Annotated in this window: 26 protein-coding genes and 1 tRNA gene; 13 read left to right on the top strand and 14 right to left on the bottom strand. The window is 66.7% G+C overall.

Annotation, left to right across the window (positions count from 1 at the left end):
- Window positions 1–13: 13 nt before the first annotated feature.
- Window positions 14–205, bottom strand: a complete 192-nt coding sequence (locus tag HNR60_RS18550) for a hypothetical protein (RefSeq protein ID WP_184260472.1) — start codon at window positions 203–205, stop codon at window positions 14–16.
- Between HNR60_RS18550 and HNR60_RS18545 the strand changes: the two genes are divergently transcribed.
- Complete coding sequence (locus tag HNR60_RS18545; protein WP_184260469.1) at window positions 198–626, top strand: GTP-binding protein; 429 nt, start codon at window positions 198–200, stop codon at window positions 624–626. The two genes, HNR60_RS18550 and HNR60_RS18545, sit on opposite strands and share 8 nt — an antisense overlap.
- A 37-nt stretch (window positions 627–663) precedes the next feature.
- Here the strand turns inward: HNR60_RS18545 and HNR60_RS18540 are convergent, their stop codons facing one another.
- From HNR60_RS18540 to HNR60_RS18530, 3 genes are all read right to left on the bottom strand, one after another.
- Window positions 664–1,347, bottom strand: coding sequence for an alpha/beta hydrolase family protein (locus HNR60_RS18540; RefSeq protein WP_184260465.1), 684 nt, complete (start codon window positions 1,345–1,347; stop codon window positions 664–666).
- Complete coding sequence (locus tag HNR60_RS18535) at window positions 1,344–2,591, bottom strand: DUF763 domain-containing protein (protein ID WP_184260462.1); 1,248 nt, start codon at window positions 2,589–2,591, stop codon at window positions 1,344–1,346. Before HNR60_RS18535 ends, HNR60_RS18540 begins: the two co-directional genes overlap by 4 nt.
- Window positions 2,592–2,780: 189 nt before the next feature.
- On the bottom strand, window positions 2,781–3,056 hold the full coding sequence (locus tag HNR60_RS18530) for a hypothetical protein (RefSeq protein WP_184260459.1): 276 nt from the start codon (window positions 3,054–3,056) through the stop codon (window positions 2,781–2,783).
- Between the two features lie 182 nt (window positions 3,057–3,238).
- Here HNR60_RS18530 and HNR60_RS18525 point away from each other — a divergent pair, with 182 nt between their 5' ends.
- Window positions 3,239–4,528, top strand: coding sequence for a serine hydrolase domain-containing protein (locus tag HNR60_RS18525; protein ID WP_246433005.1), 1,290 nt, complete (start codon window positions 3,239–3,241; stop codon window positions 4,526–4,528).
- On the opposite strand, the gene HNR60_RS18520 is transcribed toward HNR60_RS18525, so the two are convergent.
- The 5 genes from HNR60_RS18520 to HNR60_RS18500 all read right to left on the bottom strand — a co-directional run bounded on the left by HNR60_RS18520 (window position 4,488) and on the right by HNR60_RS18500 (window position 7,994).
- Entirely contained in the window at window positions 4,488–5,360 is an 873-nt protein-coding gene (locus HNR60_RS18520) for an alpha/beta fold hydrolase (RefSeq protein WP_347339357.1), read from the bottom strand. The genes HNR60_RS18525 and HNR60_RS18520 overlap by 41 nt on opposite strands.
- Before the next feature lie 107 nt (window positions 5,361–5,467).
- The gene (locus tag HNR60_RS18515; RefSeq protein ID WP_184260448.1) at window positions 5,468–6,016 is read right to left on the bottom strand and encodes a DUF2087 domain-containing protein; all 549 of its coding nucleotides are present in this window, start codon (window positions 6,014–6,016) and stop codon (window positions 5,468–5,470) included.
- 331 nt (window positions 6,017–6,347) lie between these two features.
- Complete coding sequence (locus tag HNR60_RS18510; protein WP_184260445.1) at window positions 6,348–6,815, bottom strand: hypothetical protein; 468 nt, start codon at window positions 6,813–6,815, stop codon at window positions 6,348–6,350.
- Window positions 6,812–7,285 (bottom strand): MarR family winged helix-turn-helix transcriptional regulator, encoded by a 474-nt coding sequence (locus tag HNR60_RS18505; protein ID WP_184260442.1) that lies wholly within the window; start codon window positions 7,283–7,285, stop codon window positions 6,812–6,814. The genes HNR60_RS18510 and HNR60_RS18505 overlap by 4 nt, the downstream gene beginning before the upstream one ends.
- A 52-nt stretch (window positions 7,286–7,337) precedes the next feature.
- A complete protein-coding gene (locus tag HNR60_RS18500) occupies window positions 7,338–7,994 on the bottom strand; it encodes a TetR/AcrR family transcriptional regulator (protein WP_184260439.1) in 657 nt (218 codons plus the stop codon).
- A gap of 236 nt (window positions 7,995–8,230) precedes the next feature.
- Between HNR60_RS18500 and HNR60_RS18495 the strand changes: the two genes are divergently transcribed.
- A complete protein-coding gene (locus HNR60_RS18495) occupies window positions 8,231–9,469 on the top strand; it encodes an acyl-CoA dehydrogenase family protein (RefSeq protein WP_184260436.1) in 1,239 nt (412 codons plus the stop codon).
- Between the two features lie 207 nt (window positions 9,470–9,676).
- Complete coding sequence (locus tag HNR60_RS18490) at window positions 9,677–10,735, top strand: phosphotransferase family protein (RefSeq protein WP_184260433.1); 1,059 nt, start codon at window positions 9,677–9,679, stop codon at window positions 10,733–10,735.
- A 315-nt stretch (window positions 10,736–11,050) separates the two neighbouring features.
- On the opposite strand, the gene HNR60_RS18485 is transcribed toward HNR60_RS18490, so the two are convergent.
- A complete protein-coding gene (locus tag HNR60_RS18485) occupies window positions 11,051–11,836 on the bottom strand; it encodes an SDR family NAD(P)-dependent oxidoreductase (RefSeq protein WP_184260430.1) in 786 nt (261 codons plus the stop codon).
- 169 nt (window positions 11,837–12,005) lie between these two features.
- Here HNR60_RS18485 and HNR60_RS18480 point away from each other — a divergent pair, with 169 nt between their 5' ends.
- The gene (locus tag HNR60_RS18480; protein ID WP_184260536.1) at window positions 12,006–12,761 is read left to right on the top strand and encodes a histidine phosphatase family protein; all 756 of its coding nucleotides are present in this window, start codon (window positions 12,006–12,008) and stop codon (window positions 12,759–12,761) included.
- A gap of 57 nt (window positions 12,762–12,818) precedes the next feature.
- The gene (locus HNR60_RS18475; RefSeq protein ID WP_184260427.1) at window positions 12,819–13,586 is read left to right on the top strand and encodes an SDR family NAD(P)-dependent oxidoreductase; all 768 of its coding nucleotides are present in this window, start codon (window positions 12,819–12,821) and stop codon (window positions 13,584–13,586) included.
- A 346-nt stretch (window positions 13,587–13,932) separates the two neighbouring features.
- On the opposite strand, the gene HNR60_RS18470 is transcribed toward HNR60_RS18475, so the two are convergent.
- The 3 genes from HNR60_RS18470 to HNR60_RS18460 all read right to left on the bottom strand — a co-directional run bounded on the left by HNR60_RS18470 (window position 13,933) and on the right by HNR60_RS18460 (window position 19,489).
- Window positions 13,933–15,162 carry a serine hydrolase domain-containing protein gene (locus tag HNR60_RS18470; protein WP_184260424.1) on the bottom strand — a complete coding sequence of 410 codons (1,230 nt, stop codon included), beginning with the start codon at window positions 15,160–15,162 and terminating at the stop codon, window positions 13,933–13,935.
- Window positions 15,163–15,395: 233 nt separating this feature from the next.
- Window positions 15,396–17,321, bottom strand: a complete 1,926-nt coding sequence (locus tag HNR60_RS18465; RefSeq protein WP_184260421.1) for a methyl-accepting chemotaxis protein — start codon at window positions 17,319–17,321, stop codon at window positions 15,396–15,398.
- A gap of 218 nt (window positions 17,322–17,539) precedes the next feature.
- Complete coding sequence (locus HNR60_RS18460; protein ID WP_184260418.1) at window positions 17,540–19,489, bottom strand: methyl-accepting chemotaxis protein; 1,950 nt, start codon at window positions 19,487–19,489, stop codon at window positions 17,540–17,542.
- 210 nt (window positions 19,490–19,699) lie between these two features.
- Here HNR60_RS18460 and HNR60_RS18455 point away from each other — a divergent pair.
- From HNR60_RS18455 to HNR60_RS18430, 6 genes are all read left to right on the top strand, one after another.
- Window positions 19,700–19,775, top strand: a tRNA-Trp gene (locus tag HNR60_RS18455).
- Window positions 19,776–20,151: 376 nt separating this feature from the next.
- Complete coding sequence (secE, locus tag HNR60_RS18450) at window positions 20,152–20,343, top strand: preprotein translocase subunit SecE (protein ID WP_011473901.1); 192 nt, start codon at window positions 20,152–20,154, stop codon at window positions 20,341–20,343.
- 24 nt (window positions 20,344–20,367) lie between these two features.
- Entirely contained in the window at window positions 20,368–20,898 is a 531-nt protein-coding gene (nusG, locus tag HNR60_RS18445) for a transcription termination/antitermination protein NusG (protein ID WP_184260415.1), read from the top strand.
- A gap of 128 nt (window positions 20,899–21,026) precedes the next feature.
- Entirely contained in the window at window positions 21,027–21,455 is a 429-nt protein-coding gene (rplK, locus tag HNR60_RS18440; RefSeq protein WP_184260412.1) for a 50S ribosomal protein L11, read from the top strand.
- Window positions 21,456–21,461: 6 nt separating this feature from the next.
- A complete protein-coding gene (gene rplA / locus HNR60_RS18435) occupies window positions 21,462–22,154 on the top strand; it encodes a 50S ribosomal protein L1 (RefSeq protein ID WP_184260409.1) in 693 nt (230 codons plus the stop codon).
- A gap of 84 nt (window positions 22,155–22,238) precedes the next feature.
- Window positions 22,239–23,186 (top strand): 2-hydroxyacid dehydrogenase, encoded by a 948-nt coding sequence (locus HNR60_RS18430; RefSeq protein ID WP_184260405.1) that lies wholly within the window; start codon window positions 22,239–22,241, stop codon window positions 23,184–23,186.
- A gap of 406 nt (window positions 23,187–23,592) precedes the next feature.
- Here the strand turns inward: HNR60_RS18430 and HNR60_RS18425 are convergent, their stop codons facing one another.
- On the bottom strand, window positions 23,593–23,925 hold the full coding sequence (locus tag HNR60_RS18425) for a DMT family transporter (protein ID WP_430694990.1): 333 nt from the start codon (window positions 23,923–23,925) through the stop codon (window positions 23,593–23,595).
- A 233-nt stretch (window positions 23,926–24,158) separates the two neighbouring features.
- On the opposite strand from HNR60_RS18425, the gene HNR60_RS18420 reads away from it, so the two are divergent.
- On the top strand, window positions 24,159–24,623 hold the full coding sequence (locus HNR60_RS18420; RefSeq protein WP_184260400.1) for a (2Fe-2S)-binding protein: 465 nt from the start codon (window positions 24,159–24,161) through the stop codon (window positions 24,621–24,623).

The raw sequence follows: 24,623 nt of genomic DNA, 5'->3' as shown, positions 1-24,623 counted from the left end.
GAATAGAGCGGTGCTAACTCGGCGCCAACGGGGCGCGATAGCCGCGCGGTTGCAGCAGATCGTTGTCGGTCAGCAGTTCCGCCAGCCGGTCGATCCCGGCGCGGAGCTGATCCTCGGACAGCGAGGCGTAGCCCAGCAGCAGCCAGTTGCTTTCGAACTGATCGCCGTCATATTCGTGGCCGCCGCCGGATTGCACGGTGTACACCCCGATATTGCGGGCGCGCGCCATCGCTTTCAATGCGCTCTTGGCGGGCGAGGATTTTCGCGACACCGCGGTGGTGATCAACGAGGCCGGCGAGTTCGGTCTCGATCATCTTTTGGTCGAGCGGGGCGCCGAGCCGGTGACGCTGCTCGACGGCGGTTGTCTGTGCTGCCGCGCCAAGGGCAGCCTGGCGCCGACGCTCGAGAAATTGTTGCGGCAAAGTCGTGACGGCGTTTTGCCGCCGTTTCGCCGCATTGTGGTCGAGACCAGCGGGCTGTCCGACCCCGCGGCCCTGCTCGAGCAACTGATCCCGGACGCGTCATTGCGAGGAGCTCTTGCGACGAAGCAATCCAGGGCTCCGTGTGAAGCCCCTGGATTGCTTCGCTTTCGGCCGGCGCTGCGCGCCGGCCTCGGCTCGCAATGACGGAAACTCCCTTGTTCGCGGCTGTACCGGAGAGGCGTTAGGGTGCCGCGACGACTTTATCGAGCCAGTCGTTAAAGCTGTCGAGGATTTCGGTCATCACCTCGGCGTCGGTGCGGCCGGAGCGGGCGAGCACGTGAAACGCGTGATCGGCGTGCGCGATCCAGTGCAGCGTCGCGCGGGCGCCGAGACCGTCGACGACGGGACCGAGCAGGCCTGGCTCCGCCAGCTTGTCGCGGCTGCCCTGCAGGAACAGCATCGGGATTGTGATGTCGGCGAGATGTTCGGCGCGGGTCACCGACGGCTTGTCCGGCGGATGCAGCGGAAAGCCGACAAAGGCGAGGCCCTGCACGCCGTCGGGCGGCAGCATCGCTTGCGCCTGCGAGGTCATCCGTCCGCCGAAGGATTTGCCGCCGGCGATCAGCGGCAGGCCGCGGCAACGCCGCGCGGCCTCAGTGACCGCGGCGCGCACCGCGGAGTGGGCCACGGCCGGCGTATCCGGGCGCTTGCTGCCTTTCTCCATGAACGGAAACTGATAGCGCAGCGTGGCGATGCCGCGCTCGGCAAGCCCGCTCGCGACTTGTTCCATGAAGACGTGCGTCATGCCGGCGCCGGCGCCGTGCGCAAACACGTAGCAGGCGCGTGCTTTCGCGGGCTTCATCAGCAGCGCCGAGAGCGGCGTGGCGCCGGCGATCGTCAGCGCTGTCGCGTGCGCGTCGGTCATTTCTCGGGCAGGCTCGGCTCGGACAACAAATCCTGTTCCCATCCGAACACCGAACGGCCGCCGAGCGTGGGCGAAGCTTTACGTTCGCCGGCGACGAATCCCTCGAACGACGGCCCGCGCGCGCTGTGCTCGAGCTGCCGCGCGTGGGCGTCGAGCCGCCGCAAGGTCTGCATCTCTTCGTCGCGGCCGAGCTTGGCCTTTTGCACGGCGGACTTCAGCACCCGGATGGTCTCGTCATAGACCTTGATCGGGACCGGATAGGGGTGACGGTCCTTGCCGCCATGCGCCAGCGAGAACCGCGCCGGATCGGCGAAGCGATAGGGCGCGCCGTGCACCACCTCGGCGACCATCGCCAGCGACTGCACGGTGCGCGCGCCGACGCCGGGCGTCAGCAGCAACTCCGGAAAATCGACCGGGCCGCGCTCGGCAGCGGCGGCCAGCGTGCCGTGCAGCCGTCGGGTGAACACGTCGCCAGAGCGCACGTCGTGATGCGCCGGCATCACCAGATGCGGCAGCATGCCTTGCGCCGGCGGCTCCGTGGTCAGCGCGGTGTATTCGCGCACGATGGCGTCGGGGCCGAGATCGGTGATGAGTTCGAGCTGCGCGCCGCGCGAGGGGGCCGCGCGCTTGTCGGTGAGGTTGACGATCTCGCCCTGCCGGGGCCCGTCGATCGCGCTGTACGGCGCCTCGACGAAGCTTAAGAGATTCTCCGAATGCCAGTGATAGCGCCGCGCCTGCCGCTTGGCCTCGTTCATGCCCTGCTGCACCACGGTCCATTTGCCGTCGTCGGTGACGAAGAAGCCGTGCAGATACAGATCGAAGCCGTCCTGCACCGCGGCGCTGTCGACCTTGGCGACCAGCCGGCTCGCCCGCGTCAGGGCGCCTCCGTCGAAGCCGACGCGATGGCCGAGCGCCAACAGTTCGTCGGGCGTGCGGCGCGAATGCCGGCCGCGGCCGCCGCAGACATGGACGCCGAGTTCGTTGCCGAGCGGCGCCAGCCCGCGCTTCAGCGCGCCGATCACGCTGGTGGTGATGCCGGAAGAATGCCAGTCCATCCCCATCACCGCGCCGAACGACTGGAACCAGAACGGATGCGCCAGCCGCGCCAGCAACTCGTCGCGGCCGTAATGGTGGACGATGGCCTGACAGACCACCGCGCCGAGCGTCGACATCCGCTCCGCCAGCCATTGCGGCACTCGGCCGCCATGCAGCGGGAGATCGGCGCTGCCGCTGCGCCGGGTCATGCGTTCGGATGCTGCGGGGACATCATGCGCGTCATCTTAGCATCGGATGCCCGGCGTGGCCACGCGCCGTCAGCGCGACCCGCGTGAAGGCGAAGCGGCCGAGCGAGGCGCCGCGCAACGGCTGGGAGCAAGGCGTATTTGTAAGGCGTATTTGTAAGCCGCCCGCGGCGGGGCGCGTCGCTGCGCGCGCTATTTGCCGTCGCCGTCCGCGGCCTCGGCGGCGGGTGCCGCGCGTTGGCAATCCATCGAGAACACCAGTTCGCCGCGCGCGGTGCGGCCGATCGGCTGGCACGGCGGGAAGCGATCGCCGAGCTCGGCGCTCGCCGGCGCGGCGGCGGTCGCGGCCGGCGGCGCGGTCGCGGTCTCGATCAGGCTGCCGAGGTTGCGGTAGAGGAACAACCCGCTGAAGCCGATCACGCCGGCCACGATCATCAGGCGCAGAAACCACTTGGAAAATTCGTGCATCGTCCACTCCCAACCAGCGCGTGAGCCGGCTACGCGGTGTGCGACGCAGTTAGGCGCGGCCCGCCGCGGTCTGCAATACGGCTTCAGCCTAACCCGCGGCGCCCGGCGCTCTGTCAGAGATTTGATTTCCGTTCCCGGCGAAGGCCCGCATGATCGCTGCTGGAAATGCCAGTCGAGTGCAGATGCCGCGCCGCCCTATGATGTTTGCCGCATGGCTGAAATCGGCCGCCGTCGCTGCCGCGCTGGTGGTCGCGTTGTGCTGGGGCAGCGGCCGCGCCGCAGCCGCGCCCGAGCCGCCGCCGCAAGCGTTCGCCGGCATCACCCGCTATTTCGACGACGAAGTCGCCGCCGGCCGGCTGCCTGGCGCGGTGGTGCTGATCCAGCGCCACGGCCAGCCGGTCTATCTGCGCTGCTTCGGGGTGCGCGACACCGCTACCGGCCAAGCCATGACGCCGGACACCATCTTCGCGCTGCATTCGATGACCAAGCCGATCACCAGTGTGGCGGCGATGATGCTGATCGACGAGGGCCGGCTCGCGCTCGCCGATCCGGTGGCGAAATTCATCCCGGCCTTCGCCGCGGTGACGGTCGGCGTCGAGACCGTCGACGCTGCGGGCAAGCCTTCGCTGCAGCGGGTGGCGCCGGATCGGCCGGTGAGCATCGCCGACCTGCTGCGCCACACCTCGGGGATCACCTACGGATATATCGGCGGCGACCTGATCAAGCAGGCCTATGCGGCCGGTCACCTGTTCGACGGCGCGTTCGACAACGCGACCTTCGCCGACCGCATCGCCCGGCTGCCGTTGGCGCGGCAGCCCGGCACGCTGTGGCGCTACGGCCATTCCACCGACGTGCTCGGCCGCGTCATCGAGATCATTTCCGGACAGCCGCTCGGCGATGTCCTGCAGCAGCGGATCTTCGCGCCGCTCGGCATGACCAGCACCAGCTTCGGGATGCGCGATCCCGCCGCCCGCGCCAGGATGGCGGAGCCGCTGCCGGGCGACGGCATCCTGCAGCGCGCCGAAGCGATGCGCCGCGCCCATCCGGAATGGCAGGCGGGCGGCGGCGGCCTCGTCTCCACCGCGCCGGATTACGCCCGCTTCGCGCAGATGCTGCTCGATGGCGGGGTGTGGGACGGCCGCCGCCTGATCAGCGAGGCTTCGTTCAAGGCGATGACCACCGATCAGATCGGGCCGGGCTCGGGCGTGGCGCGCGACTTCTTCTATTTCCCCGGCGACGGCTTCGGCTTCGGCTACGGCCTCGCGGTGCGGGTCGAGCCCGGCACCGCGCATCCGCCGCCGCCGGGCTCGCTCGGCGAATTGAAATGGGACAGCGGCAGCGGCACCTTGTTCGGCGTCGATCCCAAGCTCGACATGGTGTTCGTCTTGATGCAGCAGACCCAGGCCGAACGCGGCAAGACCACCGTGGCGTTCAAGAAGCTGTTGTATGACGCGGTGCAGGCGATGCCGTAGCGCGCGCCGGCGGCGCGTGCGCGGCGAGGAAGACGCCGAGCCGTTCCCGCGCCGCGTCGAGCGCGGTGAACAGGCAGACGTGCTCGCCGGCCTCGATCCGCATCAGCTCGGCGCGCGGCACTTCCGCGGCGACCCGCGCCGCATGGGCGAACGGCACCACGCGGTCGGCGCTGCCGTGGATCACCAGCAGCGGCGCCGTGATCTGCGCCAGCGGATAGCGATCGATCGCGGCGAATTGCGCGATGTCGTTCAGCGTGCCGGGCAGGCGTTGCGCCAGCCGGTCCATGGAGCTCGCGAGCAGCACGCGGAACAGCGGCCCGGCCTGCGGATGGGCCAGCGTGCGGGTCCGCACCGCGGGATCGGCGATCGACCGCGCCGCGGCCTTCTCGGGTTGACGCGCGGCTTGCCACGCCAGCAGCGCCGGCAGCAGCGGCAGCCTGGCCATCAGCAGCATCAGCGGCAGCCGCCGCGCCACCTCGGGCGGCGTCGCCATGTGGCCGCTGCAGCACGACACCAGCACCACGCCCCAGCAGCGCTGCGGATGGCGCAGCGCGAATTGCAGCGCTGACGGCCCGCCGGCCGACACCGCGATCACCGCCGCCTGCGCGAGGTCAAGCGCGTCGAGCGTCGCCGCGATCAGATCGGCCTGCTGCTGCGGGCTGCGGCCGAGCTCGAGCTTGGTGCCGAGATAGCCCGGCCGCGACAGCGCCACCACGCGAAAGCCGGGCCGGGCGAGCGCGGCCTCAGCCAGCAGCAGGCTTTGATCGACGCCGCCCATGCCGCCGTGCAGCGCGACGACGGTGGGGCCTTCGCCGCTGCTGACGCATTCCACGAGGCCCAGCCGGGCTGATAACAGAGTAGGCGAGGGCGCAGCCGCCCTCTCGGATTGAGAAGCCAACATGAGATGTCCAATTCTGAAAAGGAGTGAGACGGCGCCGCTCAGGCCGCCAGCCGCGCGCTCAAATGCCGGATCAGCGCCAGCGCGTCGGGCGGCGGTTCGCGCTCGATGCGGCGATAGTCGCTGCCGTCCGGCTTGCGGGTCAGCCAGCCGCCGTCGACCAGCTCGCGCCGCAACAGCGCGTAGTCGCCGAACCGATGCCGCGCCTCGAGCTGGGCGTTGATCGCCTTTTCGCTGAACGACTGCCGCGGCGTCAGCCGCGACCACAGCAGCCACAGACACGGCACGCGGTGGCTGGCCTTGGACGGCCAGCGCGCGAGCTGTCCTTCGGCATCGAAATAGCGCGCCAGCTTTTCCAGCTTGGCATGATCGATCGCGGCCGGCGCGGGCGGCGGCGGCGCTTGCAGCCGCTCCTCGGCCTCATGCGAGGCGCGGAAATGCTGGTAGTTGCGGAAGCCGGCGGCGCGGGCCAGCATGTTCAGCCATGCGACATGGCCGGGCCTATCGTCAGCCTGCGCGAGTTGCGCATGCAGCGAGCGCGCCAGCACCGAAATATCGCCCACGGCGAAGGGGAATTGGGATCTCGACATCGCTTATCCTCACGATGTGCCTTTCCAGATCGGAAACGTCGGTGGTCGCCGGCTTACGACAAAGGCACGGGATAAGGTGTCCGTCGAAGTATTTTAACTGGCAGGTTTAGCTCCCCTTGCGGGGCGGCGACGCCTCGGTGAACTGCCGACCGGGAGTGCAACTACTCCCGAACGTGAAAAATTGCAAGCCTCTTGCGCCGCGTCGCGCGCGATGCCGTTGCAGGCCACGGTGCGCACGCTCGTTCGATCCTCTGGTGCTACCAAACCGGAACGATCGGGCGTGCTGCTCAGTAGCATAGCGGACTGCCTATAGAGCGCATGCCGGCGGCGGTTATTCCGCGGCTCTCGACGTCTTGCCGGCCGCGGCCTCGAAGCGGCGCGACAGTCTGAAACCGTCGCGGATGTTGAGGCCGAGCAAAGCGAGGTTGACCGCGCCGGCCAGCAGTTCGACGGCTTGCACGACGCTAAACGTCTGGTCGAACAGCCCGGCGCTGGCGCGTTGCTGCAGGAAGATCGCACAAGGGACCAACACCAAAATGCCGTTCGCCGCGATAAACGGCATTCGCTTCCGCTTGCTCACCACGCCGGGATGTTGCGACTTGCCGCCGAGCTTGAAACCGCTGGCGCCGGCCGCCGCGATCGCCGGAATCAGTAGCAGTAGGCCCCACAGAATGCCGAGCTTGACGGCTGCGATGGTGGCCCTGTCACCGCCGGTCTCGGCGATGACCGTCGAGAACCAGAAGGCGAGGATGGTGAGAAACGCGATGATCCCGGCAACGGGATGCAGCAGTTTGATCATTCTGAGCTCCTGTCGTTGGTCTGGTCGAGGAAGCCACGCAGCGTCGCCAGATTGTCGGTGGTGCTGCGCAGCCGGCGCGGATCGAGCGCCGCCGCGATCGCGTCGGCGTAGGGCGCCCACCGTTCGCTGGCGCGCTGGAACAGGCGCTGGCCGCGCGGCGTCATCACCACCAGTTTGGCGCGCTTGTGCGCCGGGTTGGGCGCGAAACCGACCAGCTCGGCCTCGGCCAGTTCGTCGACGATGCGCTGCACGGACTGCCGGGTGAGCCCCATATTGTCGGCGATGCGCGCTACCGGAAGGCCGCCGTGGCCCTGCGCGACGGCGCCCAGCACCTGCCAGCGCGCGCTGGTGAGGCCGAGCGGTTTCACCAGCGCGTCGCCGAGCCGGATCAGCGCGCCATTGGCCCGGAAAATCTCCAGCACCAGGGCATTGGCAGGGTGTTCGAATGGCGGGCGCGGGGCATCTGTCATGACAGCATTCTGTCATAACGACAGGATGCTGTCAAATCTCGAGCGGCGCCGTCTAGCGGCCGCGCCGCGCCGCCGGCTTGTCGGCCTTCGCGGCGGCACCGAGCGCGGTCGCCGCGACGGCGACCACGCGGTCGATCACGCCGTCGACGTCGTCGAGGTCGCAGCGTCCCTCCGAGAGCTTTTGCAGCCGTTCGCTGTCGCGGATGGTCTGGTGCGCCATGGCGAGGGCAAAATGCAGCCCCCAGTAAATCTCCACCTCGTCGACGCTCGCCAGCGAACGGCGCATCGCCGCGGCGAATTTGCGCAAGTGATCGATCTCGCGGTTGCGGATCTTGTGGATCGGCGCGATCGCCTCGACCGAGGCGCGGATCATGAAGCGCGCGGCGTCGGAGCGCTGCTCGTCGGGGCCGAGGCAGCCGCGCAAGGTCGGGCCGACCAGCGCGCGCAGCACCTGATCGATCGGCGCGCGGCCGCCGCCGGCCGCTTCCGCCGCCTTCAACTCGTTGAGCCGCTCGCGGTTGGTGGCGAGCGAGCGGCTGACGAACAATTCGGTGATCAATTCGTCCTTGGAGCCGAAATGATAGTTCACCGCGGCGAGGTTGACGTTGGCCTCGGCGACGATGTCGCGCAGCGTGACGTCGGCGAAGCCGCGTGCGGCATAGAGCCGCTCGGCCGCTGTGAGGATCGCGCTGCGGGTGTCGCTCAACATGGCGTCCAAGGTCGGAGGGCGGGGAGCTTGCAATTCAAACACTTGTATGAAACCATCGTTTGATCAGCGGGACTTGTCAATGCGCGTCGCCGTGCGTGGCTCGCTTCCGCAAAGAAATTCCGTCCGGCGGTTGCCGCAGCGGCCGAGCGCGTGGCGCACAAGGGCCTTGCAGACGCCGCGCGACGGGGAGACAGTGCCGCCCAAACAATTGCCGCAAAAAACCTGAGGAACGCTCCATGGATTTCACCATGTCCGACCGCCAGCGCGAATGGCTCGACCGCGTCAACGCCTTCATGGACGCGCACGTCCGGCCGGCGGTGCCGATCTATCGCGAGCAGGACGAATCCGGCGATCGCTGGAAGGTGATTCCGATCCTCGAAGACCTCAAGAAGAAGGCCAAGGCCGAGGGCCTGTGGAACATGTTCATGCCGCCGTCGTCGCACGAAGACGACGAATTTCGCGGCGCCGGGCTCAGCAATCTGGAATACGCGCTGCTCTCCGAACAGATGGGCCGCATCGGCTTCGCCTCCGAGGTGTTCAACTGCTCGGCGCCGGACACCGGCAACATGGAAGTGCTGATGCGCTACGGCAGCAAGGAGCACAAGCGCCAGTGGCTGCGCCCGTTGATGGACGGCGAAATCCGCTCCGCCTTCCTGATGACCGAGCCCGCGGTGGCGTCCTCCGACGCCACCAACATCGAGACCAGGATCGAACGCGACGGCGACGACTACGTCATCAACGGCCGCAAATGGTGGTCGTCCGGGATCGGCGATCCGCGCTGCCAAGTGCTGATCGTGATGGGCAAGACCGATCCGTCGGCGGCGCGGCATCAGCAGCAATCCCAGATTCTGGTGCCGCGTGACGCCAAGGGCATCACAGTCGAGAAGATGCTGCCGGTGTTCGGCTTCGACGACGCGCCGCACGGCCACGGCCAGGTGCTGTTGGAGAACGTCCGCGTCCCGGCCGGCAACATCCTGCTCGGCGAGGGCCGCGGCTTCGAGATCGCGCAGGGCCGGCTCGGCCCCGGCCGCATCCATCACTGCATGCGCACCATCGGCAAGGCCGAAGAGTCGCTGGAGAAGATGGTGAAGCGGCTGTCGTCGCGCACCGCGTTCGGCAAGAAGATCATCGAATTCTCGGTGTGGGAGCAGCGCATCGCCGAGGCCCGCACCGACATCGAGATGACCCGGCTGCTGTGCCTGAAAGCCGCCGACATGATGGACAAGGTCGGCAACAAGACCGCGCAGCTCGAAATCGCGATGATCAAGGTGGCGGCGCCCAACATGGCGCTGCGGATCATCGACAACGCGATCCAGGCGTTCGGCGGCGCCGGCGTCTCCGACGATGCCGGGCTGGCCAAGGACTACGCCCACATCCGCACGCTGCGGCTCGCCGACGGCCCCGACGAGGTGCACAACCGCGCCATCGCCCGGCTGGAGATGCGCAAATACGCCAACGCCCCGGCCAAGCACTAGTCGAGGGAGCGCGTTGCGGCATCGGCAGCGCGCTCCCTCTCCCCGCTTGCGGGGAGAGGGTTGGGGTGAGGGGGCATTGAGGTTGATTGAGGCGTCGCAGACGAACGAGGCGCCCCCTCACCCGGCCTTTCCGCGCCAGGCGCGGAAACGCCGACCTCTCCCCGCTAGCGGGGAGAGGTAGCAAGAGGTCTCGGAAGGAGCGTCGATTTGGTCGAGTCAAGGCGGGATGAGGAATTCTCCGGCACCAAGGCGGTCGAGGAGCGGCATCGTATCGATGAAGCAAGCCTCGATCGCTGGATGGCGGAGTACGTCGAGGGCTATGCCGGGCCGTTGACCGTGCTGCAGTTCAAGGGCGGCCAGTCCAATCCGACCTATCGGCTGGATACGCCGGGGCGCTGCTATGTGATGCGGCGCAAGCCGTTCGGCAAATTGCTGCCGTCGGCGCATGCGGTGGATCGCGAGTTCAAGGTGATCGCGGCGCTCGGTAAGCAGGGCTTTCCGGTCGCGCGCGCTTACGCGCTCTGCACCGACGACGCGGTGATCGGCGCCGCGTTCTACATCATGTCGATGGAGGAGGGCCGGATCTTCTGGGATCCGGCGCTGCCGCAATTGCCGCGCGAGGAGCGCCGCGCCATCTTCACCGCCAAGATCGAGACGCTGGCCAGGTTGCACAGCTACGATCCGGAAACGATCGGGCTCGGCGACTTCGGCAAGCCCGGCAATTACTTCGCCCGCCAGGTCGATCGCTGGACCAAGCAGTACCGCGCCTCGGAGACCCAGAGCATTCCGGAGATGGACCGGCTGATCGAATGGCTGCCGCGCAGCGTGCCGCAGCAGGCCGGCGTCTGCGTGGTGCATGGCGACTATCGGATCGACAACATGGTGTTTCATGCCAGCAAGCCGCGGGTGCAGGCGGTGCTGGATTGGGAGCTCTCGACGCTCGGCGATCCGATGGCGGATTTCACTTACTTGCTGATGCAATGGACCATGCCGGGCCTCGCCGAGGTGGATTTCGCCGGGCTGAACATCCCGACCATGGAAGAGGCCGCCGAGATCTACTGCAAGGCGTCCGGCCGCCCCGAGGTGCCGGATCTGAACTGGTACTACGCCTACAATCTGTTCCGCCTCGCCGGCATTACCCAAGGCATCGCAGGGCGGATTCGCGACGGCACCGCAGCGAGCGCGAAGGCGATGGAAACCGCCGCGCGCACCGTGCCGCTGGCGAAGGCGGCCTGGGGCTACGCGCAGAAGGCCGGAGCGGAGTAGGTCTGCGCGTGGCGCGGCTCGTCGAACTCATCCTGTTCGACGGCGCCATGCTGGCCATGTCGCCGCGATCCAGCATAGCGCCTCCACGAGTCGTCCCTGCGCAGGCAGGGACCCATCACCCCTGGCGTCCGAGATCAGCGATGTCCTTAGCCATCGCGCAAAGGAGACTCCGCGCCCTATGGGTCCCTGCGTGCGCAGGGACGACGCGTTGAAATGCGGTGGCCACTTCGCGGCCGAGGAGCGCGCGGCACGCTCCCCGAAGTCATCGCCAAGCGTGCGCCTCGAAACATTGAGCGACGAGGGCACTGCGCAGACTCAAATCGGCCGCCCGACATAAGGCATCGACGCGGTCAGGCCGCCGTCGACCGCGATCGCCTGGCCGTTGACGTAGGAGGCTTCGTCGCTCGCCAGGAACAGCCCCATCGCGGCGAGTTCGTGCGGCTGGCCGGCGCGCTTCAACGGATTGATCTGGCCGATCTTGTGCGCGGTGCCGCGCTCCTTGGCGTTGTCGAACACCGGCTTGGTCATGCCGGTCTCGATCAGCCCCGGACACACCGCGTTGATCCGCACCCCGGTGCCGGACAACGAATACGCCGTGGTCTGCACCAGGCTGATCACCCCGGCCTTCGAGGCGGCGTAAGGATGCCCCGACGCGCCGGCCTTCAAGCCTGCGACCGAGGCGGTCAGCACGATCGCGCCGTGCTCCTGCGCGATCATCTGCGGCATGGCGTGCTTGATCGCCAGGAACGGCCCGATCAGGTTGATCCGCAGCACCTCCTGCCAATGCTCGACGGTCTGCTCCTCGAGCGGCACCAGGCCGCCGCTGATCCCGGCATTGGCCCAGATCGCGTCGAGCCGTCCGTGCTTGTGGACCGCCTTGGCGATGAAGGCTTTGACGTCGCGCTCGCAGCCGGCATCGGCGACCACGGCTTCGGCGGTGCCGCCCTCGCGGTGCACCAGTTCGACGGTATCGTGCACGGCGTCCGAGCGATCGACCGCGATCAGCTGCGCGCCTTCCTTGGTGAACAGCAGCGCCGCGGCGCGGCCGATGCCGCTGCCGGCGCCGGTGATGATGACGGATTTGCCTTCCAGGCGGCCCATGCGGATCTCCCTTGTTGTTGGCGCGCGGCGTTTGCCGCATCGCGGAATTGCAATTCGCATTTGTCAGTACCTGCGACTTGAGGCAACAGATACAATGACGTCCAGCGATCGTGGAACAGCAAAAGGGTTATAGCGAATGTCCGATCCCGCCAAGCCTGCTGACGTGACGATGCCCGAGGTCGAGCCGTCCGGCGTCAAGCCGCCCTTTGTCGCGCAGCACGCGATCCCGGCCGGCGTAGTCGCGACGCGGTGGTGGTGGGTGCGGCACGCCCCGGTGCGCGAGGACGGCGGCTGCATCTACGGTCAATCCGACATCGGCTGCGATACCAGCGACCGGGTGGTGTTCGACGCGGTCGGCAAAGTGCTGCCGCGCAACGCGGTGTGGTACGCGAGCACGTTGCGGCGCACCCATCAGACCGCGCATGCGATCTGGGACGCCGGCTTTCCGAGGCCCGGCGAGCTGTCGCACGAGGCCGAGCTGTCCGAGCAGCATCTCGGCGACTGGCAGGGATTGAACCGCGCGGAGTTCTTTGCCAGCCGTCCGATCGCGGTCGGCAGCTACTGGTTCGCCCCGATCGACGATCCGGCGCCGAACGGCGAGAGTTTCATGGACCTGTACAATCGCGTCGCCCACGCCATTCAGCGCATCACCGAAACCCACGCCGGCCGCGACGTGATCGCGGTCGCGCATGGCGGCACCATCAAGGCGGCGATCGGTCTGGCGCTCGGCGGGCAGCCGGAGCGCGGGCTCGCCTTCACGATCGACAATTGCTCGATCACAAGGCTCGATCATCTGTCCAGCGCCGGGCACAGCGGCTGGCGGATTCCGATGGTCAATCAGCAGCCGTGGATCGCCGATCCGTCGCACGCCGCGATGCATCAGCCGGCCGGTGCGGAAGTCGGAACGCCCGACAAGCTGGCGTGACGCGTCGCGCGATATCAACAACCGGCGCAACCGCCGGACCATCTGGGGGAGAGACTTATGAGTTTGTTCGATCTGTCGGGAAAAGTCGCGGTGATCACCGGGTCGTCGCGCGGCATCGGCCGCGCCATCGCCGAGCGGATGGCCGAGCACGGCGCCAATGTGGTGATCTCGTCGCGCAAGCAGCAGGCCTGCGAGGAGGTCGCGCACGCCATCAACGACAAGATCGGCAGCCGCGTGGCGTTGCCGGTCGCCGCCAACATCTCCACCAAGGACGATCTCAAGCATCTGGTCGAGGAAACCAACCGGGTGTTCGGGCCGATCGACACGCTGGTGTGCAACGCCGCGTCGAATCCGTATTACGGGCCGCAGGCGGATATTTCCGATGATCAGTTCCGCAAGATCCTCGACAACAACATCGTCGCCAATCACTGGCTGATCGCCCTGGTGGCGCCGCAGATGATCGAGCGCCGCGACGGCTCGATCACCATCGTGTCGTCGATCGGCGGGCTGAAGGGCTCCACCGTGATCGGCGCCTATTGCATTTCGAAAGCCGCCGACATGCAGCTCGCGCGCAACCTCGCCTGCGAATACGGCCCGCACAATGTGCGCGTCAATTGCATCGCGCCGGGGCTGATCAAGACCGATTTCGCCAAGGCGCTGTGGGACAATCCGGAGACGTTGAAAGCCTCCACCGCGCGCTCGCCGCTGCTGCGGATCGGCGAGCCCGACGAGATCGCCGGCGCCGCGGTGTTCCTGGCCTCGGCGGCCGGCACCTTCATGACCGGGCAGACCCTCGTGATCGACGGCGGCGCGACGATTAGTTAGCGACGTTTTGGTTAGGACTGAATCATCCAACCAAAATGTCGTCGTCATTCCGGATTGCGAGTTCGTCAGAACGAGCAAGTCCGGAATCCATAACCCCTGCGGTGGTTATGGATTCCGGGCTCACTCGCAGCGAAGCTGCTCGTGCCCCGGAATGACGGCCCGTGACTCTTGAACCGCATCAATCCTAACCGAAAATGCTCTAGCGACGTCATCCTGAGGCTCGCCGCTCTTGCGGCGAGCCTCAGGATGACGGGAGACGGGTGCCTGAGGCTCGGCCTTCGAGATGCCCGGCTTCGCTGCGCTTCGCCGGGCTCTCAGGATGACGCTGGTGCTGCAGCGGGCGCGCTTACTCCACCGCGGCGTAGACCAGGCTGCGGACCAGGTTGCGGAAGTGCTCGCGTTGCCCCGGGCCTTGCGACATCAACACCGCGAACAGATCTTCCGCGGGATCGATCCAGAAGAAGGTGCCGGCGATGCCGCTCCAGAAGAACTGGCCGACCGAGCCGGCGTATGGCGCGAGACCCTGCTCGGTGCGCACCGCAAAGCCGAGGCCGAAGCCGTGGCCGGGCGGCAGGATGTAGCTGTCGGCCGGCACGTGGCTGCCCAGGTGGTTCGACGCCATCAGCTGCAGGGTCTTGCGGCCGATGATGCGGGTGCCGTCGAGCGTGCCGCCATTGAGCAGCATCTGGCAGAACCGCGCATAGTCCATCGTGGTCGAGGTCAGCCCGCCGCCGCCGGACTCCATGGCCGGCCGTTCCAGCATGTCGAACAGCTTCACCGGCTCGCCGCTCCACGGATCTTTCGCGAACGGTTCGGCGAGGCGGGCGGCATTCTCCGGCCCGGTGTGGAACGCGGTCTCGTTCATCTGCAGCGGCGCCAGCACGCGCTCGTGCAGCACGGCGCCGAGCGTCTGCCCGGTGACCACTTCGAGCACGCGGCCGAGAATATCGGTGGAGCGGCTGTAGTTGAACGCGGCGCCGGGCTGGCACAGCAGCGGGATGCCGGCGACGAGGCGGGCGTGTTCGGCGTTGCTGAGCTTGCGGCTGCCGAGCTTGGCGTCGAGATACGCGGTCTGGATCGGCCCGCTGCCGATGTGCTCGTAGCCGATGCCGGAAGTGTGGCGCAGCAGGTCCTGAATGGTGATGGCCCGGGTCGGCGCCACCAGCTCGAGCCGGCCGTCGCGCGCGACGCCGACTTTCTGACCGGCGAATTCCGGGATGAAGGTCGCCAGCGCGTCGTCGAGCAAGAGCTTGCCGTCTTCGACGAGCTGCATGATGGCGATCGAGACGATCGGCTTGGTCATCGAGAAGATGCGGAAGATGCTGTCCTGGCTCATCGGCGCGGCGGCGGCCGGGTTCTGCCGTCCGAGCGCCTCGAACCAGCCGATCGCGCCGCGGCGGGCGACCAGCACGGTGACGCCCGGAATGTTGCCCTTGTCGATCTCGCGCTTGAAGGCGTCCGACATGGCGGCGAGGCGCGGCGTCGACAGCCCGAGCGCTTCGGGTTTGCCCTGCGGCAAATGCGGAGTCGGCGAGGCGGCAGGCGTTGCGGTGTGCGCGGTCGCGTGGCTGGTCATGGCGTCTCCCGATTCAAATCGCTGATGCGTGGCTCGATGAGCTTCTTCGCTTCGCTAACTTGAACCGAAATGGCGCGCTTGAACAGGGCGTGGCGCGCGAACGCTTGGATCGTTCGACCGGCACCGATGTTCCGAGAAAACCCTTCTTGATTTCCGCCGCAACGCGGCAGCGCGTTTCATGCCGCCGCGACGCGCCGGCGCCGCGAGCGGCGCCGACGCAATCTCCGTCGTTGTTACGCCGCTCGCACCTCGCGCAGGAACGCGTCGACCTGGGTGCGCAGCATGTCGCCGTTGCGTGACAGTTCCGCCGACGAATCGACGACGCGGGTGGCGGCGACGCCGGTCTGCTCGGCGGCGCGGCGGACGCCCTCGATGTTGTCCGACACTTCGCTGGAGCCTCGCGCGGCCTCGCTGACGTTCTGCGCGATCTCGCGGGTCGCGGCGCTCTGTTGTTCGACCGCGGCGGCGATCGCCGAGGCGATCTCGCTGACCTGGCCGATCGTCGAGGTAATGCCGCCGATCGCATCGACCGACAGTTGCGTGGCGCTCTGGATCGCCAGCACCTGGGTGGAAATCTCGTCGGTGGCCTTCGAGGTCTGGGTCGCCAGCGCCTTGACCTCGGAGGCGACCACCGCAAAGCCGCGACCGGCGTCGCCGGCCCGGGCCGCTTCGATGGTGGCGTTCAGCGCCAACAGATTGGTTTGCGCGGCGATCTCGCTGATCAGCTTGACGACGTCGCCGATCCGTTGCGCGGCGTCAGCCAGTCCGTTGATTTGCGCGTTGGTGCTGTTGGCCTGACCGAGCGCCGAGCCCGCGACCTTGGCGGATTCGTTGACGCGTTGCGCGATCTCGTTGACCGAAGCGTTGAGTTCTTCGATCGCGGCGGCGACGGCTTGTGCGTTTTTCGTCGCCACCTCGGAAGAAGCCGCGACGGCTATGGTCTGGCTGGAGGCTTCCTCGGCATTATGTGCCATCGATTGCGCGGTGCTGCGCAGATCGACCGCGGCCGATCCGACCGCGGCGACGATGCCGCCGACGCCGGATTCGAAACGCGCCGCCAGCGTTTGCAGCGTGTTCCGCCGTTCGGCCTCGGCCTCGGCGCGCTGCTGCTCCTGAGCGCCGCGCAACCGCGCGGCTTCGCCGAGTCCATCCTTGAGCACCTCGACCTCACGGGCCATGGCGCCGATTTCGTCGTTGCGCTGCGAACCGGGGACGGTGACATCGCGGTGCCCGGCGGTGATCTGTGCCATCGCGCCTTCGAGCGCTCGGATCGGCTGACCGATGCCCCGCCCGAGCCAGGCGGCGATCAGCGCTGCGATCAGCACGGCGGCCGAGGTCGCGCCGGCGAACCACAGCATCGAGGTGTGCCGGAGCGTCTGATAGGCGCTGGTGTCGCGGACGATCTCGACCACGGCGACCGGCTGTCCGGAAAAATTCTTGATCGGGCCGAACGTGGCCGCGGTCGGGCGGCCGTCGGCGTCGTCGGTCTGAATGATGGTTTCGCCGTTCAGCGCGCGTTGCAGCACGGCCTTTTGCGGCGCTGCTGTCGACAGGGTGGACGCCAGCGTCTTGACCGCGTCGTCCTTCAGCTGATGGATCGCGATATCGACGCCGAAGCGGGCCTTCATGGTTTTGACGAATGTCGCGCCGAACGGCGCGCCGGTGTCGACGGTGCCGAGCATGGCGTCGCCGTCGAGCACCGGCGCGGTTCCGAAGATGTTCAGCGCCTCGAAGCCGGCCTCCACGCCGCCCGCGGATTTCTTGGTCTCAAACACCTGCACGATCATCTTGCGGCGCCTGACGTCGTCGCCGAATGAGGCGGGTTTATGCAGCCGGGCGAGGGTCACGAGCGGCGGCACCTGGACGGTGAGCAATTCCAGACCCAGCGGTTTAATGTCCCGCAGCGCGTCCTTCAGCAGCGCCAGCACGCCGGCTCGGTCGCCGGCGCGGACCACGGCCTTGAGTTGCGGCATCGTCGCCAGGCTGTGACTGACCGCCAGCGCGGTCCGGGTCTCGCCATCCAAGGCCCCGAGAATGTTCGCGTAGTCGGTCTGCAATTCGCGGTGTAACGCCAGATCGACGGCTTCCTGCTGACGCCAGACGCCAAACCCGGCGAGGGCGACGCAGGACACCGCGCTGACCAGCGAGATGGCGACCATAATTCGGACGGAAACGGACTTAGGGCTTAGCAAGGACACGGCTCGACAGACCTTCAACAAGGATTTTCGCCGGGTGTCTTAGCTCTCAGTCGTCAACATCGAATTAAGGGAAACGAAACAGTTCTTCACGTGGCGCGCGAGCGGGGATGCTGACGCGGCGGCTGCGGACAACTGTAAGATAGACCGAAGGGGCGTTGCGGCGGCGAATCCCGTCGCTGTTACGCCGCTCGCACCTCGCGCAGGAACGCGTCGACCTGGGTGCGCAGCATGTCGCCGTTGCGCGATAGTTCCGCCGACGAATCGACGACGCGGGTGGCGGCGACGCCGGTCTGCTCGGCGGCGCGGCGGACGCCCTCGATGTTGTCCGACACTTCGCTGGAGCCGCGCGCGGCTTCGCTGACGTTCTGCGCGATCTCGCGGGTCGCGGCGCTCTGCTCCTCGACCGCGGCGGCGATCGCCGAGGCGATCTCGCTGACCTGGCCGATCGTCGAGGTGATGCCCCCGATCGCATCGACCGAGAGTTGCGTCGCGCTCTGGATCGCCAGCACCTGGGCGGAAATCTCGTCGGTGGCCTTCGAGGTCTGGGTGGCCAGCGCCTTGACCTCGGAGGCGACCACCGCAAAGCCGCGGCCGGCTTCGCCGGCGCGGGCGGCTTCGATGGTGGCGTTGAGCGCCAACAGATTGGTCTGCGCCGCGATCTCGCTGATCAGCTTGACGACGTCGCCGATCCGTTGCGCGGCCTCGGCGAGCGCATTGATCTGGGCGTTGGTGCTGGTGGCCTGATCGAGCGCCGAGCCCGCGACCTTGGCGGATTCGTTGACGCGCTGCGCGATCTCGTTGACCGAGGCGTTGAGCTCCTCGATCGCGGCGGCGACGGCTTGCGCATTCTGCGTCGCCACCTCCGATGAGGCGGCGACGGCGGTGGTCTGGCTGGAGGCTTCCTCGGCATTGCTGGCCATCGATTGCGCGGTGCTGCGCAGATCGACCGCAGCCGAGCCGACTGCGGCAACGATGCTGCCGACGCCGGATTCGAAGCGCGAGGCCAGCGCCTGCAAGGTGCTCTGCCGTTCGGCCTCGGCCTGGGCGCGCTGCTGCTCCTGGTCGCCGCGCAATCGCGCGGTCTCGGCGAGGCCGTCCTTGAACACTTCGACCGCGCGCGCCATCGAGCCGATCTCGTCGCTGCGCTTGGCGCCCGGCACGACGACGTCCTGCCGGCCCGAGCTGATCTGACGCATCGCGTCTTCCAGCGCGCGGATCGGCCGGCCGAGGCTGCGGCCGAGCCAGGCGGCGACCAGTGCGGCGATCAGCACCGCGACCGCGGTGACGCTGGCGAACCAGATCATCGATTGCCGCGCCACCGCCTGATAGGCGGTGGTGTCGCGGACGATCTCCACCACGGCGACCGGGGCGCCGGAGAAATTCTTGATCGGTCCGAAGGTGCGGCCGTCGCTGCCGCGCGCCTCGATGATGGTTTGCCCGGACAGCGCGCGCTGGATCAGCTCGATCGACGGCGCGGCCTCGGTGAGGGTGGTGGCGAGCGTCTTGACGGTGCCGGACTCGAGCTGATGGATCGCGACGTCGACGCCGAATCGGCTTTTCATCGCTTTTACGAAGGTGTCGCCGAACGGCGCGCCGATATCGACGGCGCCGATCACGGTGCCCCCGTCCATGATCGGCGTGGTGGCGAACACGTTGAGGACGTCGCGTCCGGTTTCCACGCCGCCGATCGCCTGCTTGGTCTGCAACGCCTGCACCACCATCTTGCGGCGAGGAGAGACGTCGTCGCCGAACGCCTTCGGATTGTGCACCCGCGCCAACGCCAGGGCCGGCGGGACCTGAATGGTGATCAATTCCAGGCCCAACGGTTTGATGTCGCGCAGCGTGTCATCCATCATGGCGAGGAGGCCGGGGCGGTCCCCGGCGCGGACCAGGGCTTTCAGCTGCGGCATGGTGGCCAGCGCCTTGCTGACGGCCTGCGCGGTGCGGGTTTCGCTGTCCAGGGCGGCCAGCATGGTGGCGTAGTCGTCGCGCAGCTCGCGCTCCAGCGCGAGATCGACCGTGGTCTGCTGTCGCCAGATGCCGAAGCCGGCCAGCGCGGCGCAGGACACCGCGCCGACCAGCGAAATTGCCACCATGATACGGACGGAAATGGATTTGATGCCGAGCATGGTGCCCCCGAATGCGAGTAAAAACGAAGATCAATGTCGCCCGGGTTCTAGAGCAGCGGCGTCAACTTTCGCTTAACGCTCTGAAAAGACTTGTGTCTCAGCTGTGGCGCCGGGGTTCGCACCGGGTTTTTCAACAGCCGCGAGGAGCGACAAATTTGCCAAAAGGGGGGCGTGACGGCGGCAATTCCCTTCGCTATAGAGACGTCAGATAGGGGTGTAGCTCAGTTGGTAGAGCACCGGTCTCCAAAACCGGTTGTCGTAGGTTCGAGCCCTACCGCCCCTGCCAGTGAAATCAGGCGGTTAAGCCGGGTTCCGAGACTGGTCCGAGCGCGTCCCGCGGAGCCGCGGCGCGACGATTCGTCAGCTCTTCAGCCACTGCTTCGCTGCGTTCACCTCGTCCGATCGCGGCGGGCGACGCGGCCGCCCACAGGGTCGGCGGGCGCCGGCCGGATATCTTGACCTAGCGGCTCGGGCGCAGTAAACAGCGCCACTCGCTGTCGGCCCGTTTTGACGGATTTCCGACGCGGCTTTGTTTTCCCGAAAAAAGGGCCCGCTTGGCGGCTCATCCTTGGCAAAGGGTTGTCTTTGGCAAAGGATTGGGCGCAAGAGGGCTGTTCGGATTCCCGAAACCCTGAGACTGACGACGGACGCGGATCACGACGATGGCCTTTAGCCCGTTCAAATTCCTGCAAGAAGTGCGGACCGAGACCTCCAAGGTCACGTGGCCGTCGCGCCGCGAAACCACGATCACCACGATCATGGTGTTCGTGATGGTGGCGCTGGCTTCGATCTTCTTCTTTTTCGCCGATCAGATCATTCGGCTGTTCATCACCTTCCTACTTGGCATCCACTAACCGCGGGCGCACGGAATTCACATCATGAGCATGCGCTGGTACATCGTTCACGCCTATTCGAACTTCGAGAAGAAGGTCGCGGAGTCGATTCGCGAGCAGGCCAAGCAGCGCGGGCTGGAAGACCTGTTCGAGCAGGTGCTGGTCCCGACCGAGAAGGTCACCGAGGTCCGCCGCGGCCGCAAGGTCGACGCCGAACGCAAGTTTTTCCCGGGTTACGTGCTGGTCAAGATGAACCTCACCGACGAGGCGTTTCATCTGATCAAGAACACCCCGAAGGTCACCGGCTTCCTCGGCGCCGAGAACAAGCCGATGCCGATTTCCGAACCCGAAGCGATGCGCATTCTGCACCAGGTGCAGGAAGGCGTGGAGCGGCCGAAGACCTCGGTGTCGTTCGAGATCGGCGAGAACGTCCGGGTGGCCGATGGCCCGTTCGCGTCGTTCTCCGGCGTGGTCGAGGAAATCGACGAGGGCCGCTCGCGGGTCAAGGTCGCGGTGTCGATCTTCGGTCGCGCGACCCCGGTGGAATTGGAATTCGGTCAGGTCGAGAAGGTCTGATCGGACTAAGCGCGAGACTCGTTTCGCGCGAAAAGGCCGTGGGAGGAAGAGGGCGGTCGCCAGCCGTCCCGATCCCGACCACGGACACCTGAACCAGCCGATTGCGATCGGCGCAACAGGAGAGACGTATGGCAAAGAAAGTGACCGGATACCTGAAATTGCAGGTGCCGGCCGGTGCGGCGAACCCTTCGCCCCCGATCGGTCCCGCGCTTGGTCAGCGCGGCCTCAACATCATGGAGTTCTGCAAGGCGTTCAACGCGCAGACCCAGAAGGAAGAGAAGAACACCCCGATTCCGGTGGTGATCACGATCTACGCCGATCGTTCGTTCACCTTCGAAATGAAGACCCCGCCGATGTCGTTCTTTCTCAAGCAGGCCGCCAACATCAAGTCCGGCTCGAAGCTGCCGGGCCGCGACGTGGCCGGCAAGGTGAGCTCCGCCCAGGTGCGCGAGATCGCCGAGAAGAAGATGAAGGATCTGAATTGTGACACCGTCGAAGCGGCCATGAAGATGGTCGAGGGCTCCGCCCGTTCGATGGGCCTTCAAGTAGCGGGGTAACGGGTCATGGCAATCGGAAAACGTTTGAAGAAGGCCCGTGAAGGCGTCGATCGCGAGAAGCTCTATCCGCTCGCCGACGCCATCAAGATGGTGAAGGAACGCGCGGTCTCGAAGTTCGACGAGACCATCGAGATCGCCATCAATCTCGGCGTCGATCCGCGTCACGCCGACCAGATGGTCCGCGGCGTGGTGACGCTGCCGAACGGCACCGGCCGCACCTTGCGCGTCGGCGTGTTCGCGCGCGGCGCCAAGGCCGACGAAGCCCGGGCTGCCGGCGCCGACGTGGTCGGCGCGGAAGACCTGGTGGAGAAGGTGCAGGGCGGCACGATCGAGTTCGATCGTTGTATCGCCACGCCCGACATGATGCCGCTGGTCGGTCGTCTCGGTAAGGTGCTCGGCCCGCGCGGCATGATGCCGAACCCGAAGATCGGCACCGTCACCATGGACATCACCAACGCCGTCAAGGGCGCCAAGGGTGGTTCGGTCGAGTTCCGCGTCGAGAAGGCCGGCATCGTGCAGGCCGGCATCGGCAAGGCCTCGTTCGGCGAGGACAAGCTGGTCGAGAACATCAAGGCGCTCGCCGACGCGGTCTCCAAGGCCAAGCCCGCCGGCGCCAAGGGCACCTACATCCAGCGCGTCGCGGTCTCCTCGACGATGGGTCCGGGCGTCAAGGTCGAGCCGGGCACCATCCTCGGCTGAGCCTGAAAATCTTGCGACAAACCAGGGGCGAAATCGGGCCAACCGATTTCGCCCCTTTTTTATGCTCGAGGGAGGTATCTGGCTATGGACGGCAAGGTTCTGATCTATTCCCCGTTCTCGAAGGCGATGCTGACGCGGATCGCCGCGCGCTTCGAACTGATCGACGCCCAGGGCAAACCGCCGCGCGAGGCGTTCAGCGCCGACGAGCTCGGTGACGTTCGCGCGATCATCACCGCCGGCGGCGAACCGCTCGGCCGCGCGGTGATGGAGAGCCTGCCGAAGCTCGGCGCGATCGTCTGCTACGGCACCGGCTATGACGGCATCGACCGCGCCGCCGCGGCCCAACGCAACATCGTGATCGGCCACAGTCCGGCGGCCAATTCGGCGGCGGTCGCCGACCTCTCGATGACGCTGCTGCTGGCGGCGGTCCGGCGGTTACTAACCGCCGACGCTTACATCCGCAGCGGCGGCTGGGCGGCGGGGCAGCCGTCGCTGCGATTGGCGCCGCCGCGGGGAATGACCGGCCGCCGCATCGGCGTCTACGGCATGGGCGAGATCGGCAGCAAGATCGCAGCGCGCGCAGCAGCTTTCGAAACCGAGGTCGGTTACTACAGCCGCTCGCAGCACGACGTGCCGTATCCTTATCATGCGAGCCTGGAAGCGCTGGTCGAATGGTGCGACGTGCTGATGATCGCGGTGCGCGCCGGCTCCGACACCCGGCACGTCATCGACGCCGCGATGCTGCGGCGGCTCGGCCAGGGCGGCATCGTGATCAACATTTCCCGCGGTTCGGTGATCGATCAGGCCGCCTTGCTCACGGCGTTGCAGGATCACACCATCGCCGGCGCCGGGCTCGACGTGTTCGAGGTCGAACCGCTCGCGCCGGGCGCACTCAGCGCCTTGTCCAACGTGGTGCTGACCCCGCATCTCGGCGGCCACACCGCCGAATCCCACATCGCGATGCAGGACTGCGTGATCGAGAATCTGAGCGCGTTTTTTGCGGGGAGGCCGTTGCGTTATCCGGTGGGGTAGAGCGCGAAAATCTCAATTCCTGCACCGGCAGACGCTGTCTCTATTAAGCCCGTAGCCCGGATGAAGCGAAGCGAAATCCGGGAGCCTTTCGCCAATGCGCAGTGGTTAGTTCAGCCCGTAGCCCGGATGGAGCGAAGCGAAATCCGGGAACTGCGTCGTTGAATCAGAAGACCCGGATTGCGCTGCGCTCCATCCGGGCTACGCTTGCTGGTCGATCCGACCGGCGTGCTCTGGCGGATCGGGCAAGTGATCCGAGGGCGGAAGCCGGAGCAGAGCTGAGTGCCGCGGTCGAGCCCGTAGCCCGGATGAAGCGAAGCGAAATCCGGGAGCTGCGTCGCTTGAATCAGAAGACCCGGATTGCGCTTCGCTCCATCCGGGCTACGCTTGCTACGCTTGCTCTTCATGCTCAGTGCGACACCGACTGGGAGAACATGTTCACCACGACCACACCTCCCACGATCATAGCGATCCCTGCGATAGCCGGCATGTCGAGAGACTGTTTAAGAACGACCACGCTGATGATGGCGGTCAGTACGATGCCCAAGCCGCCCCAGATAGCATAGGCAATCCCAAGGGGGATGCTCTTCAGTGCCTGCGACAGCAGGAAGAATGATCCAGCGTAGAACGCCGCCATGATCAGCGTGGGGACGAGACGGCTGAACTGCTCGGACTTCTGCAGAAATGTCGTGCCAATGACTTCGCAGACAATGGCCCCCGTCAGGGCGGCATAGGAAATCACGAGCGGATTCACAGGCGACCTATTGCTGGAGTTCTGATCTCGAATTTGCCATTTGGTATGTTCGAATTGCAATTGGCGTTTTAGCCGTGCTCTCGCTTTTGGACGGTCACCAAAGCGCGCGCCGTCGACAGTCGCCCCCCACTTCGTTCCCCGCCCCCCCTCACAAATTCTTGTGAGTTGCTGTTTAGAAGCATTCGCATCTAGTTTGCCGGTCTCGCTGCGGGAGAACGGCAATGACGGCCTATAGGCTCAACATCAACGGACAGTCTCACGCCATCGACGTCGATCCCGGCACGCCGTTGCTGTGGGCGATCCGCGACGGCGCCAAGCTGACCGGCACCAAGTATGGCTGCGGCGTCGCGCAATGCGGGGCGTGTACGGTCTATCTCGACAACCAGCCGGTGCGATCCTGTTCGCTGCCGGTGTCGGCGGTCGGCGACAGCCAGATCACCACCATCGAAGGCGTCGGCGGCCGCGAGGCGGCGGCGGTGCAGGCGGAGTGGGTCAAGCTCGACGTGCCGCAATGCGGCTACTGTCAGTCCGGCCAGATCATGAGCGCCGCGGCGCTGCTCGCGCGCAATCCGAAACCGAGCGACCGCGATATCGATCTGGCGATGGCCGGCAACATCTGCCGCTGCGCCACCTATGTGCGGATCCGCGCTGCGATTCACGGCGCCGCAAAAACGTTGGAGGGTTGA

The sequence above is a fragment of the Rhodopseudomonas rhenobacensis genome (assembly GCF_014203125.1).
GTDB classification, from domain to species: domain Bacteria; phylum Pseudomonadota; class Alphaproteobacteria; order Rhizobiales; family Xanthobacteraceae; genus Rhodopseudomonas_A; species Rhodopseudomonas_A rhenobacensis.
Note: the sequence above shows the minus strand (reverse complement) of the source record. Positions and strands in the feature narration are given on the sequence as shown.

Bases quoted from the DNA above. Each gene is read 5' to 3' on its own strand.
- HNR60_RS18540 (WP_184260465.1), bottom strand. From the start codon at position 1,347: ATGACCGACGCGCACGCGACAGCGCTGACGATCGCCGGCGCCACGCCG.
- HNR60_RS18535 (WP_184260462.1), bottom strand. From the start codon at position 2,591: ATGACCCGGCGCAGCGGCAGCGCCGATCTCCCGCTGCATGGCGGCCGA.
- HNR60_RS18530 (WP_184260459.1), bottom strand. From the start codon at position 3,056: ATGCACGAATTTTCCAAGTGGTTTCTGCGCCTGATGATCGTGGCCGGC.
- HNR60_RS18525 (WP_246433005.1), top strand. From the start codon at position 3,239: ATGCCGCGCCGCCCTATGATGTTTGCCGCATGGCTGAAATCGGCCGCC.
- HNR60_RS18515 (WP_184260448.1), bottom strand. From the start codon at position 6,016: ATGTCGAGATCCCAATTCCCCTTCGCCGTGGGCGATATTTCGGTGCTG.
- HNR60_RS18510 (WP_184260445.1), bottom strand. From the start codon at position 6,815: ATGATCAAACTGCTGCATCCCGTTGCCGGGATCATCGCGTTTCTCACC.
- HNR60_RS18505 (WP_184260442.1), bottom strand. From the start codon at position 7,285: ATGACAGATGCCCCGCGCCCGCCATTCGAACACCCTGCCAATGCCCTG.
- HNR60_RS18500 (WP_184260439.1), bottom strand. From the start codon at position 7,994: ATGTTGAGCGACACCCGCAGCGCGATCCTCACAGCGGCCGAGCGGCTC.
- HNR60_RS18495 (WP_184260436.1), top strand. From the start codon at position 8,231: ATGGATTTCACCATGTCCGACCGCCAGCGCGAATGGCTCGACCGCGTC.
- HNR60_RS18485 (WP_184260430.1), bottom strand. From the start codon at position 11,836: ATGGGCCGCCTGGAAGGCAAATCCGTCATCATCACCGGCGCCGGCAGC.
- HNR60_RS18480 (WP_184260536.1), top strand. From the start codon at position 12,006: ATGCCCGAGGTCGAGCCGTCCGGCGTCAAGCCGCCCTTTGTCGCGCAG.
- HNR60_RS18475 (WP_184260427.1), top strand. From the start codon at position 12,819: ATGAGTTTGTTCGATCTGTCGGGAAAAGTCGCGGTGATCACCGGGTCG.
- HNR60_RS18470 (WP_184260424.1), bottom strand. From the start codon at position 15,162: ATGACCAGCCACGCGACCGCGCACACCGCAACGCCTGCCGCCTCGCCG.
- HNR60_RS18465 (WP_184260421.1), bottom strand. From the start codon at position 17,321: ATGGTCGCCATCTCGCTGGTCAGCGCGGTGTCCTGCGTCGCCCTCGCC.
- HNR60_RS18460 (WP_184260418.1), bottom strand. From the start codon at position 19,489: ATGCTCGGCATCAAATCCATTTCCGTCCGTATCATGGTGGCAATTTCG.
- secE (WP_011473901.1), top strand. From the start codon at position 20,152: ATGGCCTTTAGCCCGTTCAAATTCCTGCAAGAAGTGCGGACCGAGACC.
- nusG (WP_184260415.1), top strand. From the start codon at position 20,368: ATGAGCATGCGCTGGTACATCGTTCACGCCTATTCGAACTTCGAGAAG.
- rplK (WP_184260412.1), top strand. From the start codon at position 21,027: ATGGCAAAGAAAGTGACCGGATACCTGAAATTGCAGGTGCCGGCCGGT.
- rplA (WP_184260409.1), top strand. From the start codon at position 21,462: ATGGCAATCGGAAAACGTTTGAAGAAGGCCCGTGAAGGCGTCGATCGC.
- HNR60_RS18430 (WP_184260405.1), top strand. From the start codon at position 22,239: ATGGACGGCAAGGTTCTGATCTATTCCCCGTTCTCGAAGGCGATGCTG.
- HNR60_RS18420 (WP_184260400.1), top strand. From the start codon at position 24,159: ATGACGGCCTATAGGCTCAACATCAACGGACAGTCTCACGCCATCGAC.